General features: G+C 65.0%; 18 protein-coding genes and 2 tRNA genes. 14 read left to right on the forward strand and 6 right to left on the reverse strand.

Annotated features, from left to right (window positions below):
• Nucleotides 1–317 precede the first annotated feature (317 nt).
• Nucleotides 318–509, forward strand: a complete 192-nt coding sequence (locus H7A87_RS20710) for a hypothetical protein (RefSeq protein ID WP_181901080.1) — start codon at nt 318–320, stop codon at nt 507–509.
• Nucleotides 510–603: 94 nt separating this feature from the next.
• Here the strand turns inward: H7A87_RS20710 and H7A87_RS02445 are convergent, their stop codons facing one another.
• Nucleotides 604–1,314, reverse strand: coding sequence for a TetR/AcrR family transcriptional regulator (locus H7A87_RS02445; protein ID WP_164738990.1), 711 nt, complete (start codon nt 1,312–1,314; stop codon nt 604–606).
• A 164-nt stretch (nt 1,315–1,478) separates the two neighbouring features.
• Here H7A87_RS02445 and H7A87_RS02450 point away from each other — a divergent pair, with 164 nt between their 5' ends.
• The 6 genes from H7A87_RS02450 (at nt 1,479) to H7A87_RS02475 (ending at nt 7,585) form a co-directional block, all read left to right on the forward strand.
• Nucleotides 1,479–2,618 (forward strand): lipocalin family protein, encoded by a 1,140-nt coding sequence (locus tag H7A87_RS02450; RefSeq protein WP_119129437.1) that lies wholly within the window; start codon nt 1,479–1,481, stop codon nt 2,616–2,618.
• A 789-nt stretch (nt 2,619–3,407) separates the two neighbouring features.
• Nucleotides 3,408–3,986 carry an aminodeoxychorismate/anthranilate synthase component II gene (locus H7A87_RS02455; protein WP_104583518.1) on the forward strand — a complete coding sequence of 193 codons (579 nt, stop codon included), beginning with the start codon at nt 3,408–3,410 and terminating at the stop codon, nt 3,984–3,986.
• 174 nt (nt 3,987–4,160) lie between these two features.
• Nucleotides 4,161–4,793 (forward strand): flavin reductase family protein, encoded by a 633-nt coding sequence (locus tag H7A87_RS02460; protein ID WP_119129439.1) that lies wholly within the window; start codon nt 4,161–4,163, stop codon nt 4,791–4,793.
• Nucleotides 4,794–4,909: 116 nt separating this feature from the next.
• Nucleotides 4,910–5,947 carry an anthranilate phosphoribosyltransferase gene (gene trpD / locus H7A87_RS02465; RefSeq protein WP_119129440.1) on the forward strand — a complete coding sequence of 346 codons (1,038 nt, stop codon included), beginning with the start codon at nt 4,910–4,912 and terminating at the stop codon, nt 5,945–5,947.
• Between the two features lie 131 nt (nt 5,948–6,078).
• Complete coding sequence (gene trpC / locus H7A87_RS02470; RefSeq protein ID WP_104583521.1) at nt 6,079–6,876, forward strand: indole-3-glycerol phosphate synthase TrpC; 798 nt, start codon at nt 6,079–6,081, stop codon at nt 6,874–6,876.
• Nucleotides 6,869–7,585 (forward strand): haloacid dehalogenase-like hydrolase, encoded by a 717-nt coding sequence (locus H7A87_RS02475; protein ID WP_104583522.1) that lies wholly within the window; start codon nt 6,869–6,871, stop codon nt 7,583–7,585. The genes trpC and H7A87_RS02475 overlap by 8 nt, the downstream gene beginning before the upstream one ends.
• A gap of 227 nt (nt 7,586–7,812) precedes the next feature.
• On the opposite strand, the gene crp is transcribed toward H7A87_RS02475, so the two are convergent.
• Nucleotides 7,813–8,505, reverse strand: a complete 693-nt coding sequence (crp, locus tag H7A87_RS02480; protein WP_024938194.1) for a cAMP-activated global transcriptional regulator CRP — start codon at nt 8,503–8,505, stop codon at nt 7,813–7,815.
• 137 nt (nt 8,506–8,642) lie between these two features.
• On the opposite strand from crp, the gene speD reads away from it, so the two are divergent.
• Nucleotides 8,643–9,437, forward strand: a complete 795-nt coding sequence (gene speD, locus H7A87_RS02485) for an adenosylmethionine decarboxylase (protein ID WP_005990692.1) — start codon at nt 8,643–8,645, stop codon at nt 9,435–9,437.
• Between the two features lie 163 nt (nt 9,438–9,600).
• A complete protein-coding gene (locus H7A87_RS02490; protein ID WP_003483069.1) occupies nt 9,601–9,915 on the forward strand; it encodes a multidrug efflux SMR transporter in 315 nt (104 codons plus the stop codon).
• A 287-nt stretch (nt 9,916–10,202) separates the two neighbouring features.
• Here H7A87_RS02490 and coq7 read toward each other — a convergent pair whose 3' ends face one another.
• Nucleotides 10,203–10,856 (reverse strand): 2-polyprenyl-3-methyl-6-methoxy-1,4-benzoquinone monooxygenase, encoded by a 654-nt coding sequence (coq7, locus tag H7A87_RS02495; RefSeq protein WP_119129441.1) that lies wholly within the window; start codon nt 10,854–10,856, stop codon nt 10,203–10,205.
• 181 nt (nt 10,857–11,037) lie between these two features.
• Between coq7 and rplM the strand changes: the two genes are divergently transcribed.
• Nucleotides 11,038–11,466 carry a 50S ribosomal protein L13 gene (gene rplM, locus H7A87_RS02500; RefSeq protein WP_016902424.1) on the forward strand — a complete coding sequence of 143 codons (429 nt, stop codon included), beginning with the start codon at nt 11,038–11,040 and terminating at the stop codon, nt 11,464–11,466.
• Between the two features lie 2 nt (nt 11,467–11,468).
• The gene (gene rpsI, locus H7A87_RS02505; protein ID WP_016902423.1) at nt 11,469–11,861 is read left to right on the forward strand and encodes a 30S ribosomal protein S9; all 393 of its coding nucleotides are present in this window, start codon (nt 11,469–11,471) and stop codon (nt 11,859–11,861) included.
• 447 nt (nt 11,862–12,308) lie between these two features.
• Here the strand turns inward: rpsI and H7A87_RS02510 are convergent.
• Together H7A87_RS02510 and H7A87_RS02515 are read right to left on the reverse strand one after the other, a co-directional pair.
• Nucleotides 12,309–12,382 (reverse strand) — tRNA-Gln (locus tag H7A87_RS02510).
• A gap of 52 nt (nt 12,383–12,434) precedes the next feature.
• Nucleotides 12,435–12,511, reverse strand: a tRNA-Met gene (locus H7A87_RS02515).
• Between the two features lie 118 nt (nt 12,512–12,629).
• Here H7A87_RS02515 and H7A87_RS02520 point away from each other — a divergent pair.
• From H7A87_RS02520 to bfr, 3 genes are all read left to right on the forward strand, one after another.
• Nucleotides 12,630–13,247 (forward strand): RNA pyrophosphohydrolase, encoded by a 618-nt coding sequence (locus tag H7A87_RS02520; protein WP_024938192.1) that lies wholly within the window; start codon nt 12,630–12,632, stop codon nt 13,245–13,247.
• A gap of 80 nt (nt 13,248–13,327) precedes the next feature.
• Entirely contained in the window at nt 13,328–13,537 is a 210-nt protein-coding gene (locus tag H7A87_RS02525) for a (2Fe-2S)-binding protein (protein ID WP_024938191.1), read from the forward strand.
• A 351-nt stretch (nt 13,538–13,888) separates the two neighbouring features.
• The gene (gene bfr, locus H7A87_RS02530; protein WP_005990707.1) at nt 13,889–14,359 is read left to right on the forward strand and encodes a bacterioferritin; all 471 of its coding nucleotides are present in this window, start codon (nt 13,889–13,891) and stop codon (nt 14,357–14,359) included.
• A gap of 255 nt (nt 14,360–14,614) precedes the next feature.
• Here the strand turns inward: bfr and H7A87_RS02535 are convergent, their stop codons facing one another.
• Nucleotides 14,615–16,882: an ATP-binding protein gene (locus H7A87_RS02535; protein ID WP_180496980.1), complete on the reverse strand. Its 2,268-nt coding sequence runs from the start codon at nt 16,880–16,882 to the stop codon at nt 14,615–14,617.
• Nucleotides 16,883–16,892: the final 10 nt, after the last annotated feature.

Raw genomic sequence — 16,892 nt, forward strand, 5'->3', positions numbered from 1 at the left:
ATTTCCGTGGACGTTGCTTTGTCAGGGCAGTCTGAGCGTGGCATCTTGAAGCCATGTTCACCAAATCAGGAATGCGCCAGTGCGTGACAGCGACGGGGTAGGTGCCCAACTATCGTTTGCCCTGTATGGAGCAGCCAACCGGGTCATGCGGCTGCACAAGCAGTTCCTGGATCCGCTGGGGCTGACTTTCCCTCAGTACCTGGCGATTCTCGAGCTGCTGCACAGCTCGCCGCGTACCGTGGGCGAGTTGTGTACGCGTCTTGGAATGGATACCGGAACGATGACCCCCGCTGCTCAAGCGGCTGCAGGCTGCCGACATGGTGACCCGCACGCGCGATGTGACCGACGAGCGCCGCGTGTTTGTCGACTTGACTGATGCGAGCCATGCCATCGGAACCAAGGTCCGTGCCGTTAACGGCCAGATCAGGGCCGCTTGCCAGCTGGACGAAGCGGGCTTGGACAACCTTCGTCATACGCTGGAAGCATTGGGGCATCCCGCAAGCGAATGAATCGGGATGCGGCGGCTTGCTCCCGACTGCAAAGTTGTGTTTTCGCCGAATCGTCAACCCCGTTGAAGAAACGACCTGCGGCGCTGCCGGTTGCTCACGCATCGCTTGCGCGTACGGCGCGGGTATCTGGTTGCGAAGGCCTTTCCAAGACGCCATGCAGGATGATGTCGAGCACCTTTCCCAGGTATTTGCGAATGGCAGCAGGCCTTGCGCTGGGTAGCGTCCCAATCAGGACCAGGCGTCTCGGGTGAGCAACCAGCGCGTCGTAGATGAACGGCGCCATCTCCGCAGCAAGCGGGGTGATGGGCTGGCCCTTGGAGGCCGCCTGCTCCAGCAGCGACTGGATCAGCAACGCCGGGGTGCGATGAAGCCAGGCAGCAAGTTGCGAATGGAGCCCTGGTCTGCGCTCGGAAATTCTTGCCACCAGCGCTTCCATGGCCACGACCTCGGCGCTGAGTGAGGCATCAAGCATGCGCTGCGCCACATACAGCAGCCGGTCCTTCAACAGTCCATCTGGAACCGACAAGGCAATCGGCTGCAGCAAGCGTGCCGCACCGTGCTCGATCGCCGCTACCACGAGAGCGTCGCGCGATCCGAAGCGGGCGTACAGCGTCCGTTTGGAGGCCTGGGCAGCAAGCGCTATGCCATCCATGGTCACGTGCTCCTCTCCATGCTCGACTAACTGTGCCAGTGCGACCTCCAGAATGTGTCCGTTCATCCTGGCCGCCACGTCGCGTGTGGGGCGGCCACCTTGACTGGCGCGCGGTGGGATGAGCTTGTCGGGGCGGAGATGGGAATTGGACATGGACGGACTGAACGAAAGGGCTTCCCATTGTGCCGGTTTCGCGCCAGCTGAAAAAACGAAACTGCGTGGTATAGTTTTTTGAGGCAGGCATTGCGGCTCGGCTGCAGGCCTTCGCCACGCGCCTGGGCAATCCACCATCGACTGGAACATTGAGAACGCTATTCATGAGCGACGACTACAGCGCCAAATACAACGCGATCAAGCACTCGGAGGCACCGGTCACGCTCGCAGATGAGGCGACCCACTTCGAGGCGCTGGCGCTTCCGTCCAGCCAAACGGATATCTGGGAAGAGACTGCACTGGGAGTGGTCGCCGAGGCCGGCGAGTACGACGTACTGCTCTGGGCCGCCGGCTATGCGCTGTTCGGCAACGGCAAGGGCCTATGGGGCGAAGGCGCCTCTGCCGAGCGTGAAATCCAGTTGATCGTGGTCCCCAAGTCCCAGCGCGGGTCGATGTCCGACAACGATTTCGTGCGCGTGGGCTGGACGCCAAGCGAACGGCTCAAGGGAGACAAGTTCAAGGTGACCAGGAGCGAAGATGCGGTGACCTGGGATTTCGATGGCCTGCGCTTTGTCGCCCAGCCGCCCCAATGGCGGCTGGAGGGCCACGCAGGCGATGCGCAGTTCGACCTACGCTATGCGCAGAAGGGCGCACCGCTCTGGAACTGGGGCCCCTTCGATAAGGCGAGCGAGAACGACCGCGCGGGTTACGACGTGTTCGTTGGTGTGGAGGGCACCATCAAAACCCCGGCGTACCAGCTCGAACTCAGCGACGGCTATGGCGTGCGTGAGCACATCATCACCGGTCAGTCGAACGATCCGATCAAGAACCTACCTGCGCCCAACTGGATGTGGTGGCTGTACACAATCCAGGATGACGTCAAGATCAACTTCTTCCAGCCCCGGGACGGAATGCAGCTGGGCTTCGTCAAGTACGGTGACAACAAGCAGGTCAACATCAACGCCGCCAGCGGTGAGGGAGACATCGAGTTCGAGGTTCTGGAAAAGTGGGAGGACCCGCGCACCGGCATCAACCTGCCCGTCAAATGGCGGCTGAAGATGACCAATGGTGACACGGTGGTCGACGTGCACATCGCCGCGCATGGCCGCGCATATAGCCACTGGCCGGTTGCCAGCGGCACGCGCATCTATTGTTATCTGCTGTCGACGATGACCGGCCAGATCCGGCTACCGGACGGGCGTTCGGTGCAACTGAAGGAACACCTGACCGTCAATTCGTTCTGTCGCACCATCCTGACCGCGAGCGAGAGCAGCCAGGGGCCAACGTTCGAGCCTTTGGCCTGACCGCAGGTGCCCAGCGCCATGGCAGGATTACCGCATGGCGCTAGGTAGCGACGGACGCGCCAGCGCCGGCCCGGTGCTATCCGGGCTGTGCAGGTCATCCGCATCCACCGGCGGCCACTGGACCTGGATACGCACCATGGCCTCCGCATACATCGACACGGCTGGGGCACCGCGCACCAATCGGATTCGCACGCATCGGCGATAAGCGTGGGCGATCTGCTGGGGCCGCGCCGTTGGCCCGTAGTCAGCATGCTGCGCAGCGTCTGGTGGCGCAGCGGAGCAGCCGCACATCAGGCATTTCGCCAGCCTGCCCGAGCCTGGGCGCATCGGCATCTGCTGCGCGCTCCGGGCCTGCCGAGGCTCATCTGTGAGCTGCGCAACCCTCAAGATCGCTTCCATGCTTTTTGTGCGCCCTGGCGAACGGCGGCAGGCTGGTGGACGGATATCGACCGGGACGCAGGCGGGGGTCCAATGGTCTGCAGAGCGGATCATCAGCCGATAGGGAATCTGCCGCGTCCAACCTTGCCTGGCACCGCCCTTGTTGACGGCGACGTCGTTCCAGCGCCGGGTCGCCACCGGGGCCACCGTGCACCGGACTCGCCAGCCCCAGGCCGATGTGCGGAATGATCCGTTCGGGAAGCCGAGGGCAAGCCCGTGCGAAGATATGCCATGCGTGGTCCCTGTCGACCCCGGCACCTGGTGCATCAACCAAACAAGCGGGTATCGGAGCGGGTATCAGCAGTCTCATCGGGCACATGGCCCTTTTAAAAACAGATAGATAGGCCAACTATGTTGCTGATGCTCGATAACTACGACAGCTTCACCTACAACCTCGTGCAGTACCTGCAGGCCCTGGGCGCCGAGGTCACGGTGGTGCGCAACGACGCGATGAGCGTGGATCAGATCGCCGCGCTCAGGCCCGAGCGCATCGTGATCTCGCCCGGCCCGTGCACCCCGAACGAGGCCGGCATCTCGCTGCAGCTGATCGAGCAGCTGGGTCAGACCACCCCGATCCTGGGCGTGTGTCTTGGGCATCAAAGCATCGGTCAGGTCTACGGCGGCGATGTGATCCGCGCCGACAACATCATGCATGGCAAGACCTCGCCGATCCGCCACCAGGGCAAGGGCGTGTTCGCCGGCCTGCCGGACAGCTACGAGGCCACCCGCTACCACTCGCTGGTGGTGGACAAGGCCACCTTGCCCGACGCGCTGGAAGTCACTGCCTGGACCGAGCATCCGGATGGCTCGATCGAAGAGATCATGGGCCTGCGCCATCGCCAGTTCCCGGTCGAAGGCGTGCAGTTCCATCCCGAGTCGATCCTGACCCAGCATGGTCACGCCCTGCTTAAGAACTTCCTGCAGCGTTGATCGCAATGCGTACCGCGTGCGTCGCAAGGGCCGCTGCATCTGCTTTAGTCGTGATGCAGTCTTCGGCACCATCGATGCATCGGCGACCCATGCGCGCACTGCCCGCAATCGGCTGCGCGCCAGCGTGCAGCGGGTTTCCCGCCTCGCTTCGTCCACACCTGCATCCGGATCCCGATGAGCACCGCCAGCGACAGTTTCCACTTCTACGAACCAGGCCAGGGCCACGGGCTGCCGCACGATCCCTTCAATGCCATCGTCGGTCCGCGACCGATCGGCTGGATCGGCTCGCGCAGCACCGGGGGCATCGCCAACCTGGCGCCTTACAGCTTCTTCAACGCGTTCAACTACGTGCCGCCGATCGTCGGCTTTGCCAGCATCGGCCGCAAGGACAGCCTGCGCAACATCGAAGCCACCGGCGAATTCACCTGGAGCCTGGCCACGCGCCCCTTGGCCGAGGCGATGAATGCCAGCGCCGCGATGGTGCCGGCGGAGGTCGACGAGTTCGCATTGGCCGACCTGGAAATGGCGCCGTCGCGGCTGATCGCTGCCCCGCGTGTGGCGGCCAGCCCGGTCAGTTTCGAATGCCGGCTCAGCCAGCTGCTGCCGCTGCAGAGCGCGAGCGGGCAGGCCATCGAAACCTGGCTGGTCCTGGGCGAGGTGGTCGGTGTGCATCTGGCGCACGCGGCGCTGCAGGACGGTATCTACGATCCTGCTGCCGTACAGACGATTCTGCGTGCGGGCGGCGCCGCCGATTATTTCGAAGTGCAGGCGCAGGCGCGCTTCCGCATGCGGCGTCCGGGCCAATGAGCGCTGCGCATCGCAGTGCTGCGTGGCGTTGCCGCCGGGCGCGACTGCATCGCCAGGATTGATCGATCACGCTCACTGCCGCACATCTTTCCCACGTTTTGCCACGGTCCTTGTCCATGCCCATCACCCCGCAAGAAGCCCTGCAGCGCACCATCGAACACCGCGAAATCTTCCACGACGAAATGGTCGAGCTGATGCGCCAGATCATGCGTGGCGAGGTCTCGGACATGATGGTCGCGGCCATCCTCACCGGGTTGCGGGTCAAGAAGGAAACCATCGGCGAGATCGCCGGCGCAGCCACGGTGATGCGCGAGTTCTCGCGTCGTGTGGAAGTGGATGATCGCCGGCACATGGTCGACATCGTCGGCACCGGTGGCGATGGTTCGCATACCTTCAACATCTCCACCTGCGCGATGTTCGTGGCTGCCGCCGGCGGCGCCAAGGTCGCCAAGCACGGCAACCGCAGCGTCTCGTCCAAGTCCGGCAGTGCCGACGCGCTGGAGGCACTGGGCGCGGCGATCGAGTTGCAGCCCGAGCAGGTCGCCGCCTCGCTGGCGCAGACCGGTATCGGCTTCATGTATGCGCCGGTGCATCATCCGGCCATGAAGGTGGTGGCGCCGGTGCGTCGCGAAATGGGCGTGCGCACCATCTTCAACATCCTCGGCCCGCTGACCAACCCGGCCCGCTCGCCGAACATCCTGATGGGCGTGTTCCATCCGGATCTGGTCGGCATCCAGGCGCGCGTGCTGCAGGAACTCGGTGCCGAGCGCGCGCTGGTGGTGTGGGGACGCGATGGCATGGACGAACTCTCGCTCGGTGCCGGCACCCTGGTCGGCGAGCTGCGCGATGGCCAGGTGCGCGAGTACGAGGTGCATCCGGAGGATTTCGGCATCGCCATGTCGGCCAGCCGCAACCTCAAGGTGGCCGATGCCGCGCAGTCGCGCACGATGCTGCTGCAGGTGCTGGACAACGTGCCCGGCCCGGCGCTGGACATCGTCGCCCTCAATGCCGGTGCGGCCCTTTACGTGGCAGGCGTGTCCGACAGCATCGCCGACGGCGTCGTGCGTGCGCGTGCGGTCCTGGCCGATGGCTCGGCGCGTGCAAAACTGGATGCCTATGTTGCCTTCACCCGGCAGACTGCCGCGCAGCGCTGACCCCCGCCACTGCACCGGCAGGCACGCGTCGGCACCCTCACGCCACCGCTGGCATGCTGCGCGCCGGCGCGTGGCCGCGGCCAGTTGCGGCCGTCTTGACCGATAATGCCCGCCCGCCAGGACCCGATACGATGAGCGACATCCTCAACACCATCCTTGCCCGCAAGGCCGAAGAAATCGCCGAGCGCAGTGCGCGCGTGCCGCTGGCCGAGCTGATCGCGCGCAGCGCCGACCTGCCGCTCACGCGTGGGTTTGCCGCCGCCATGCAGGCCAGCATCGCCGCCGGCGAGCCGGCGGTGATCGCCGAAGTGAAGAAGGCCAGTCCGTCCAAGGGCGTGATCCGCCCCGACTTCCACCCGGCCGACATCGCGGTGAGCTACGAATTCGGCGGCGCCAGTTGCCTGTCGGTGCTGACCGATGTGGACTTCTTCCAGGGCGCCGATGCCTATCTGCGCCAGGCGCGCGAGGCCTGCACGCTGCCGGTGCTGCGCAAGGATTTCACCGTCGACCCCTATCAGGTCTACGAAGCGCGCGTGCTCGGCGCCGATTGCATCCTGCTGATCGTCTCGGCACTGGAGGACGCGCAGCTGGCCGAGCTCTCCGGCCTGGCCATGCAGCTGGGCCTGGACGTGCTGGTGGAAGTGCATGACATCGACGAGCTCGAGCGCGCGGTGCAGGTGCCGGTGCCGCTGGTGGGCATCAACAACCGCAATCTGCGCACCTTCGAGGTGACGCTGCAAACGACGCTGGACATGCGCGCCGCCGTGCCGCGTGACCGCATCCTGGTGACCGAAAGCGGCATCGTGACGCCGGCCGATGTGCAGTTGATGCGCGGCCACGGCGTGAACGCGTTTCTGGTCGGCGAGACCTTCATGCGCGCGCCCGAACCCGGCGAGTCGCTGCGTCAGCTATTCTTCGCGCATGACTGAGGCGTATCCCGTACCGCGCGACGACGCACCGCTGGTGGTCTTCGATTTCGACCACACGCTGTATGACGGTGACTCCGGCAGCCACCTGTTCGCCTGGCTGATCAAGCGCAACCCGTTGCGTCTGCTGGTGGCGCTGTTGGCCTCGCCGATCCTCGGCCCGATGGTGGCGATGCTGCCGACCCGCCGCCGCGGCGTGTCCGGTTATGTGTGGATCGCCACCTTCGGCCTGCACCGCGCGCGCGAGTTCAATCGCTTCATCGATGCGTACGTGCTCAAGCATGAAGCGCAGATCCGGCAGCGCTTGTTGCCGCACGCCCTAAAGGTGTTCACCGACCACCGCGCCGCCGGCGACCGTGTGGTGGTGGCCACCGGCGCGCCGCCGGAACTTGCCCGCGCGATTCTCGGCTTTGTCGCGCATCAGGACGTGCCGGTGATCGGCAGCCTGGTCGGTCCACGCCTGGGCGCGGTCACCGCGCGACGCCACTGCCACAATGAAGAGAAGATGCGCATGCTGCGCGAGCGCGGCTACGCCGACATCGCCATTGCCTACTCGGACAGCACCGCGGATCTGCCGCTGCTGAAGGCGGCGCGCGCGCCGGTGGTGGTCAATCCGAAGGCCAATCGCGAAGCGCTGTTCCGGCAGGTGCTGCCGGCAGGCACGCCGATCCTCAACTGGGGATGTCGCGATCGGGGTGGCAAGGCGCTGTAGCGCCTGGTGCCGAAAGCGGTACGTACCGTGCGCGGCTGTGGCCAAGTGCACGGCTGCGATGAGGTCAGGCATTGCCGATCGAGTCGGCGGGCAAGCAGTCGGCGATGCACGGCACACGGCCGGCAGTCGGTGACCGAGCGCACCCGGCCACATCAGCCCGCATGCCGTGCGACATGCGGTTCGAGCTGCGGTTGGTGCAGGGCTGCACCAACCGCGATCGCGACCGCTTAGCGGGTGCCGTAGAGCACGACGGTCTTGCCGCGTGCATGCAACAGGCCGTCGGCCTGCAGTTTCTTGAGCACGCGCCCGGCCATTTCACGCGAACAGCCCACCAGCCGTGCCAGTTCCTGCCGCGACACGCGCAGCTGGGTGCCCTGCGGATGACTCATCGCTTCCGGCTCCTTGGACAGGTCGTGCAGGGTGCGCACGATGCGGTCGGTCACGTCCAGGAACGCCAGGCGGCTGGCTTTCCTTGTGGTGTCGAGCAACCGCTTGGACAGCTGGACGCCAATCGCATACAGGATGCGGGGCGCATCCGGCGACAGACTGGTCTGGAACAGCTGCTGCAGCCGCTCGTAGCTGATCTCGGCCAGCTCGCACTGGGTGCGGGTGCGCAAGATCACCTCGCGGGTATCGGATTCGATGAACAACCCCATCTCGCCGACGAACTCGCCGCTACCGAAGTAGCCCAGCACCAACTCACGATCGTCATCTTCCTCGGCAATGATGCTCACCGAGCCACTGATCACGTAGTAGAGCGTGCCAGCCGGGTCTCCTGGCCGGAACACATCGGTCCGGGTCGGATAGCGTCTGCGATGGCTGTGCGCCAGGAAACGCTCGATCGTGCCCGCGTCCAGCGCCAGAGAAGGGGTAGCGTTACGTACCGTCGTAGTCACAACCGTCGTGTTTCCTGGGCTCATGGTAGTTCCGCGTGTAATTCCTGAAGCTTAACGGCATGAGTCATGCAAGGTAAACCATTCTTAACGTCGGCATTTCGTTGCTGGGATCTTTGGCTCATAATTGTTTCCTTTCCCGCCTTCCATAAGGACAGACCGACGTGGTCAAGCCGTTGCCTCGCCTGAGGCTACAGGGGTTCAACAACCTCACCAAGGCGTTGAGCTTCAACATCTACGACGTCTGTTATGCGCGTACCGAAGAGGAGCGTCAGCGCTACATCGAATATATCGATGAGCAGTACGACGCCGATCGTCTGACGCAGATCCTGACCGATGTTGCCGAGATCATTGGCGCCAACATCCTCAATATCGCACGTCAGGACTACGATCCGCAGGGCGCATCGGTCACGATCCTGATCTCGGAAGAGCCCGTCATCGACAAGAAGCAGGCCGGCAAGGAGCTGATCTCCGATGCAGTGGTCGCTCATATGGACAAGAGTCATATCACTGTCCATACATACCCCGAGACGCATCCGCAGGAGGGTATCGCCACGTTCCGTGCCGATATCGACGTGGCCACCTGTGGCGTGATCTCGCCGTTGAAGGCGCTGAACTACCTGATCGAGAGTCTGGAATCGGACATCGTGATCATGGACTACCGCGTCCGTGGCTTCACCCGCGATGTGAAGGGCAAGAAGCACTACATCGACCACAAGATCAACTCGATCCAGCACTTCCTCGCCAAGAACGTGAAGTCGCGCTACGAGATGTTCGACGTGAACGTCTATCAGGAAAACATCTTCCACACCAAGATGCACCTGAAGGACTTCGACCTGGACCAGTACCTGTTCGAGGAACGCGCCAAGAACCTCTCGTTCAAGGAGCGCATGAAGATCGAAACGCTGCTCAAGCGTGAGATCGAAGAACTGTTCCACGGGCGCAACCTGAGCGAGTAAGCGCAGCGAGCGAGCTGGTGCGCGGCTGCCTGCAGGCGCGCGAAAGAACCAAGGCGGGACGGCCCGCCACGCGATGACCTCGCGTTCCACAGCCGACGGCGGCCCAGTGTGCAAACACTGGGTCGCTTTTTTTTTGTGCGTTTTTCAACTGAGGAGTACTGCGATGCCCTGGATCTACCTGCTGCTGGCCGGCCTGTTCGAAATCGGCTTTGCCATGGGCCTGAAGTACAGCGACGGCTTCACGCGCCTGTGGCCGACGGTGCTGACGATCGGTCTGGCGGGCATCAGCCTGTGGTTTCTGACCCAGGCGCTGAAGACCATCCCGGTAGGCACCGGTTATGCGATCTGGACCGGGATCGGCGCGCTGGGCGTGACCATCGCCGGCATCGCGCTGTTCGGCGACAGCGCGTCGTGGTCGCGTCTGGCCTGCATCGGCCTGATCGTGGCCGGCGTGATCGGGCTGAAGCTGGTGGGGTAGGCGTGGTCAGCCCTGGTGGTCAGTCCCACTGCGTGGGTCTGCCCCCCAAGGTTTGCTACGCAAACCTCGGGCCCCACGCGTAGTCAGTCCCACTGCGTGGGCCTGCCCCCCAAGGTTTGCTACGCAAACCTCGGGCCCCACTCCGTAGCATCCTATCCCCGCGCCTTCGGCGCGCCCCCTTAACAAAGGGGGCTCTGCTCCAGGTGGGTATTGCGAGGTGTGGAGCCTGATTTGCTCGGGTGCGGCCAGCGGCAAGTCGCCAATCCCCAATCCCCCAATCCCGCCGGCTAGAGCCGGTAGGCCACGGCTTTCATGAGTCTGGAGGCCAGGGCCATGGCGCTGGGGATCGGTGGCGGGAGGAGGCGGGCGCCGGCCTGTTCGGCCTGGTCGGCGTGGCGTGCCTCGTCGATCTTCATCACGCGCAGGATCGCGCGGCTGCGCTGGTCGATCTCCGGCAGGGTTTCCAGGTGTTCGTCCAGATGGGCTTCGACCTGGCGCTCGGTCTCGACCACGAAGCCCAGGCTCCAGTCGTCGCCGCGCAAGCCGGCCAGGGCGCCGAGCGCGTAGCTGCCGGCGTACCAGAGCGGGTTGAACAGGCTGGGGCGGCTGTCCAGCTCGTGCAGGCGGTCGGCACACCAGGCCAGATGGTCGGTTTCTTCCTGCGCCGCCTCCAGCAGATGCTGCTGGGTGTGGGCGTCGCGGGCGACCGCGGCCTGGCCGAAATACAGGCCTTGCGCGCAGACCTCGCCGACGTGGTTGATCCGCATCAAGCCGGCTGCGTGGCGACGCTGGTCCGGTTCCAGTGCGACGTCGGGGGTGTCGGCGGCCGGGTTGGGCCGCTCGGCGGGCGGATTGCCGAATACCGTGTCCAGCGCGCGCTGGGCTTCGACCAGCAGCCGGTCGAGCGGGCCATGCAGTCGGAAAGAGGAGGTCTGGGTCATGCGCCGATTCTGGCCCTGGACCGAGCCGCTGCCAACCGCCAGCACTCCGGCCGGCCGGCGACTTGCGTGGCCTTGTATCGTCCCGTACAATCCCGCCTCTTCTGTTTCGCCTTCACAACGCGTGGCAAAGTTCCAGCGGTCATTGCCGCTGCAATCCGCCCGACCACTCAAGAGTTTTCTCATGACTACGTTCACCGCCAAGTCCGAGACCGTCCAGCGCGACTGGTATCTCGTTGACGCCGCCGGCAAGACGCTCGGCCGTCTGTCCACCGAACTGGCCCGCCGTCTGCGCGGCAAGCACAAGCCGGTTTATACCCCGCACGTCGATACCGGCGATTACCTCGTGGTGATCAATGCCGAAAAGATCGTGGTCACGGGCAACAAGCTGAAAGACAAGAAGTATCACCGCTTCACCGGCTACATCGGTAACCTGAAGACCGAGAGCCTGGAGCAGGCGCTGGAGCGCCACCCGGAGCGCGTGATCGAAATCGCCGTCAAGGGCATGCTGCCGAAGGGCCCCCTGGGCCGCACCATGTACCGCAAGCTCAAGGTCTATTCGGGTGCCGAGCATCCGCACGCCGCCCAGCAGCCGCAAGTTCTGGATATCTAATCATGGCTATCACGCAAAACTACGGCACTGGCCGCCGCAAGTCCTCCACCGCTCGCGTGTTCCTGCGCAAGGGTACCGGCAACATCACCGTCAACGACCGTCCGCTGGACGAGTTCTTTGGCCGTGAGACTGCACGCATGATCGTGCGTCAGCCGCTGGAACTCACCAAGAACACCGAAAGCTTCGACATCCTGGTCACCGCCTCCGGCGGCGGCACCACCGGTCAGGCCGGTGCGATCCGTCTGGGCATCGCTCGTGCACTGGTCGAGTACGACGAAACCCTGAAGTCCGAGCTGCGCAAGGCTGGCTTCATGACCCGTGACGCCCGCGAAGTCGAGCGTAAGAAGGTCGGTCTGCACAAGGCCCGTCGCGCGACCCAGTTCTCCAAGCGCTGATCCATCGCGTTTGCTGCGTCCCGGTTCGCCGGGGCGCCCACTTCAAAAGCCCGGCCATGCCGGGCTTTTGTCGTTTCGGGGGTGCGTATCGTGACTCTGCGCTCGGCGGCCTGGGCGTGCTGGGTCGCGCAGGGCAGGTCTTTCCGGGGCCGGGTCTGGCAGCTTCGCAGGGGCGGCATGGCCCTCTTCTCGTGCCAACAACCTGGCGGCGGCCGCTTCGTCTGTGCACGGTCGCCCGGGGTGATGCCATGCGGGGTGGCCAGGTTCCGGCAGTGGTGCCTGTCTGCTTGGCCGACGCACGCCCATTCCGGCAGGGTGGGGCACCTGCGGCCGATCCCTGTGTGCCCTTGGTGCGGCAGTGGTTGGTGCGGACTATTCCCAGTGGCTGCCGGGGCGGATCATCGGGCAACAAAAAAGGCCCGATCGTCAGATCGGACCTTCTGTGTTTGGCTGCCCCGGATGGATTCGAACCACCGATGCCTGAGTCAGAGTCAGGTGCCTTACCGCTTGGCGACGGGGCAATAAAACGTGTTGGGCCAAGATTATTGCATGCCTGTGAGCGCATGAACACCTTGGTGGCTATGGGTGGACTCGAACCACCGACCCCAGCATTATGAGTGCTGTGCTCTAACCGGCTGAGCTACATAGCCTAGGGAGCCGGCAATTCTTACCAAGCGCTCGCGTGTTGTCAAGCATTTCGTTTTCAGCTTGTGAGCCGGCCGTCGCCGTGGCAGAGTCGGTGACAGTAGATTTTCAGGAGTCCGCATCGTGATCGATCCGGACGGTTTCCGGCCAAACGTCGGCATCGTGCTGATGCGAGAGGATGGTCAGGTGTTCTGGGCACGACGTGTGCGCAGGGACGGCTGGCAGTTCCCGCAAGGTGGCATGAATACCGACGAGACACCCGTGGAAGCCATGTACCGCGAGTTGCGCGAAGAAACCGGGTTGTTGCCCGAGCATGTCGAATTGCTCGGTGCCACCCCTGGGTGGCTGCGCTATCGCCTGCCGAGCCGGGCAGTACGGCGCAATGAGCGCCAGGTCTGCATCGGCCAGAAGCAGGTGTGGTTCCTGCTGCAGTTCACTGGCCACGAATCCCATCTCAAGCTCGACCACACCGACACGCCCGAGTTCGATCACTGGCGCTGGGTGGATTTCTGGTACCCGGTCGAGCATGTGGTGATGTTCAAGCGCGGGGTCTATGCGCGCGCGCTGCGTCATCTGGCTCCACTGGCGCAGACCATCGCCGGCTCGGCGGCGGTCGGGGTGATGCCCGAGCGTGCGCTGGAGGCCTGGTTGCCGGGCAGCAGCGCGGCCGGGCACGACAGCCCGCGCAAGCGTCCACGCAAGCGGGGCGGGCCTCGTGCGGTCCGGATTAATAATGATTAACGTTTGGAATTGACACCTATTCTCGTTTGCGGTGGAATCAGCGCCGGTCCTCTCCGGATCGCCAGCACCCGACCGATACCGTGTACGTCTGCATCTGTAATGGGGTCACCGACCACCAGATCCGCGAAGCGGCCGAGAACGGCTGCGCCAGCCTGGCCGAGCTGACCATGCGCACCGGCTGTGGTTCAAACTGTGGGTCGTGCCTGGAGATGGCAGGTGATGTGTTGAGCCAGGCCCATGCAAGCCGCGCGCTGCCGTTGCCCATGCTGGGGCTTGCCAGCGCTGCCTGAGCATTCCCCGGCGCGTCCGCGCGTCGTCGATGACAGGTTGACGGGGCTGGTGGGCGCATTGACGCTTTCCTCGCGCCACCCGCGCCACTGGCGTCGACAGGTCGCCTTGCTGGCCTCCGGCCATGCGCTCGCTCCGGACCGTTGCGGTCATCGGTCAGTCCGCCGCTGGTTCCCTCCGCAGTCCGCAGCGACTGCTCGACGCAGATCGATAGAGCTCCGCTCCCGCGACAGGCCGTACGACGATCGAGCCGGGAGCGGGCAAGCGTCCCGCAACTGATCACGATTCGCGTTCCTTCATGCGCCGCGGCAACGCGCTACAGTGCGGCCGGCTCACTGTCTCGGAGACATCGCATGAAGGGCGATACCAAGGTCATCGAGTACCTCAACAAGGTGCTCTACAACGAACTCACTGCGATCAACCAGTACTTCCTGCACGCCAAGATGCTGAAGAACTGGGGCCTGAAGGAACTGGCCGAGCATGAGTACAAGGAATCCATCGACGAGATGAAGCATGCGGACAAGCTGTCCGACCGCATCCTGTTTCTCGAAGGACTTCCCAATTTCCAGGCGCTGGGCAAGCTGCGCATCGGCGAGAACCCCACCGAGATGTTCCGCTGCGATCTGGCGCTGGAGCGTGAGGCGGTTGCCGTGCTGCGCGAGGCCGTGGCCTATGCGGAGACCGTCAACGACTACGTGAGCCGCCAGCTGCTGGTGGACATCCTGGAGTCGGAAGAAGAGCACATCGACTGGCTGGAAACGCAACTGGATCTGGTGGCGCGCATCGGCGAGCCGAACTACCTGCTGACCAAGCTGGACGACTGAGGGCCGCTGAGCGGGCTGCAGCGCTGCCGGCAGGCGGCGCGTTGATGGGTGGCTTCGGCTCACTGCATCCTGGCTCCTTCTGCCGTCGGGCCTTCGGCCTCTTCCATCGCGAGAACAATGCCGGCGCGCATGAGGTCATGAGCGGTCGGCGTGGCTGTCGCTGCCCGGAAGCTGCATGTACCACGCGCACGCTCTTGCTGCGAGCGCGTCCTGGGCACCCGACTGACAGCCGCTGCCACGGTTTGTTGGCCGCCCTCAGTTGGCGGCGCGGGCCTTGGTCTGCAGGCGGGCGACCTGGCCGAGCAATGCCAGGCGAGCGCGTGCGTATTCGGCGATGACCAGGGCCACCATCACCGAGGGGCGCTCAATGGTGCCGGTACGCGCGGCCAGTTCGATCCGGCGCGCGGCATTGGCCAGCGCCTGGGCGCCGACGTTGGCGCTGGAGGATTTGAGCGTATGCGCCAGATCGCGCAGCTGCATGCTGTCGCGGTTGGTGGCCGCGGTTTCCAGGCGTTCGATCATGCCCGGCGCATCTTCCAGGAACAGCTGCAGGATGGTGATGGTGTCCGCGCCCGCCACCTCGTACAGCTCATCGATCACGCTGTTGTCCAGGATCGGCAAGGCGCGCGCCTGCGCGGCGCTGCTGGCGCTTTCGGGGGCGGCTGCGGCCTGGCTGCCATGGGGCGTGCCGGCTGGCAGCGGTTGACGCGGCAGCCAGCGTTGCAGGCAGGCGTCGAGCTGCTCGCGGGCCACCGGTTTGGACAGGTAGTCGTCCATGCCGGCAGCCAGGCAGCGCTCGCGATCGCCGGCCATGGCGTTGGCGGTCATCGCCACGATCGGGACCGGACGGCCGCCGCTCTCGGTCTCCATTGCGCGCCAGCGGCGGGTGGCGGCATAGCCGTCCAGCACCGGCATCTGGCAATCCATGAAGACCATGTCGTAGCGGGTGGACTCCATGCTGCTCAGCGCGGCGTCGCCATCGGTGGCGGTGTCGGCGTCGAAGCCGAGCACGGCCAGCAGCTTCTGCGCGACCAGCAGGTTCACCGGGTTGTCTTCCACCAGCAGGATGCGCACTTCGCGCGTACCGGCCAGCGCCGGTGCCATCGGCTCGGGAATCATCGCCGCGGCCAGCGTGGTGGCGGGGGCCGGCGTTGGATCGGGCGGCAGCACCAGCGAGCGCAGGGTCTCGTCCGGGCTCTGGCGCGGCACCAGGGTGGCATGGTCCTGCAGCTCGGCAGGCACCGGCTCGTCGCCATACAACCAGATCAGGCGCGCGCCACCGAGGTCGTCCGGGCGCGCAAGTGCGCGATGCACGGCGCGCGCGCTGTAGCGCAGCGTGTCGTGGTCGGCAATGACGCAGCGGAGGCCTTCGCCGTCGCTGTGGCGACGCACCCGTTCCAGCGCTTCCTGGGTGGTCTCCATCAGCACGTGCGACACGCCCCAGCCGTCGAGCAGGCGCTTGAGACGTTGCGACAGGCGAGTGTCGGAGCTGATCACCATCACCCGGGCGGCATCGGCGCCGCTATTCTGCTGCAGGTCGCCGATGACCTTGAGCAGCGGAATCTCGAACCAGAACGTTGCGCCGCGCCCGGGCTCGGACTCCACGCCGATGCGGCCGCCCATCAGGTCGATGATGCGTTTGCAGATCGCCAGTCCCAGGCCGGTGCCGCCATACAGGCGCGTAGTGGAGGCGTCGGCCTGGGCGAAGGAGCGGAACAGGCGCGCCTGCTGATCCGGGGCGATGCCGATGCCGGTATCGCGCACCTGGAAGCGCAGCAGGTGCTGGGCGCGGGTTTCGCCCAGGCGGCGCAACTGGATGTCGACGCTGCCGCGCTCGGTGAACTTGATCGCATTGCCGATCAGGTTGCCCAGCACCTGGCGCAGGCGGATCGGGTCGCCGCGCACCAGCAGGCGCACCGATGGCTCGATATCCAGCGCCAGGCGCAGCTGCTTGCCTTCGGCGGTACGCTGCAACAGCTGCACGACGCCGTCGAGCAACTCGCGCAGGTTGAAGGTGGTGATCTCCAGTTCGAGCTTGTTGGCTTCGAGTTTGGAGTAGTCGAGGATGTCGTCGACGATGCGCAGCAACTGCAGCGAGCTGCCGGTGGCGGTCTGCAGCATGTCGCGCTGGTCCAGGCTGAGCTGGCCGCTGGAAATGAGCTCCAGCATCGGGATGATGCCGTTGAGCGGGGTGCGGATCTCGTGGCTCATGGTGGCCAGGAATTCGCCCTTGGCCAGCGTGGCGGCCTCGGCGGCCTGCTTGGCGCGCAGCAGTTCCTGTTCAAGCTCGCCGTGGCGCTGCAGCTCCTGCTGCAGGCGCTCACGGGCGACGTCGGCCTCTTCCAGGCGTTGCGTCAGGGCGTGCTGGGCGCGCGCGCTGCGGTAGCCGGCAGCTGCGGCACACAGGCCGAACACCACTGCCAGTGCTGCAGCGGCGGCCGTCACCGTGCGCCACGGCCCGTCGATGGCCGACCACTGCAGGCCCGCACCCAATGCTGCGACCAGCGCAGCCAACACGGCCAGGCCGCTCCAG

The sequence above is a fragment of the Xanthomonas sp. CPBF 426 genome, assembly GCF_903989465.1.
GTDB classification, from domain to species: domain Bacteria; phylum Pseudomonadota; class Gammaproteobacteria; order Xanthomonadales; family Xanthomonadaceae; genus Xanthomonas; species Xanthomonas euroxanthea.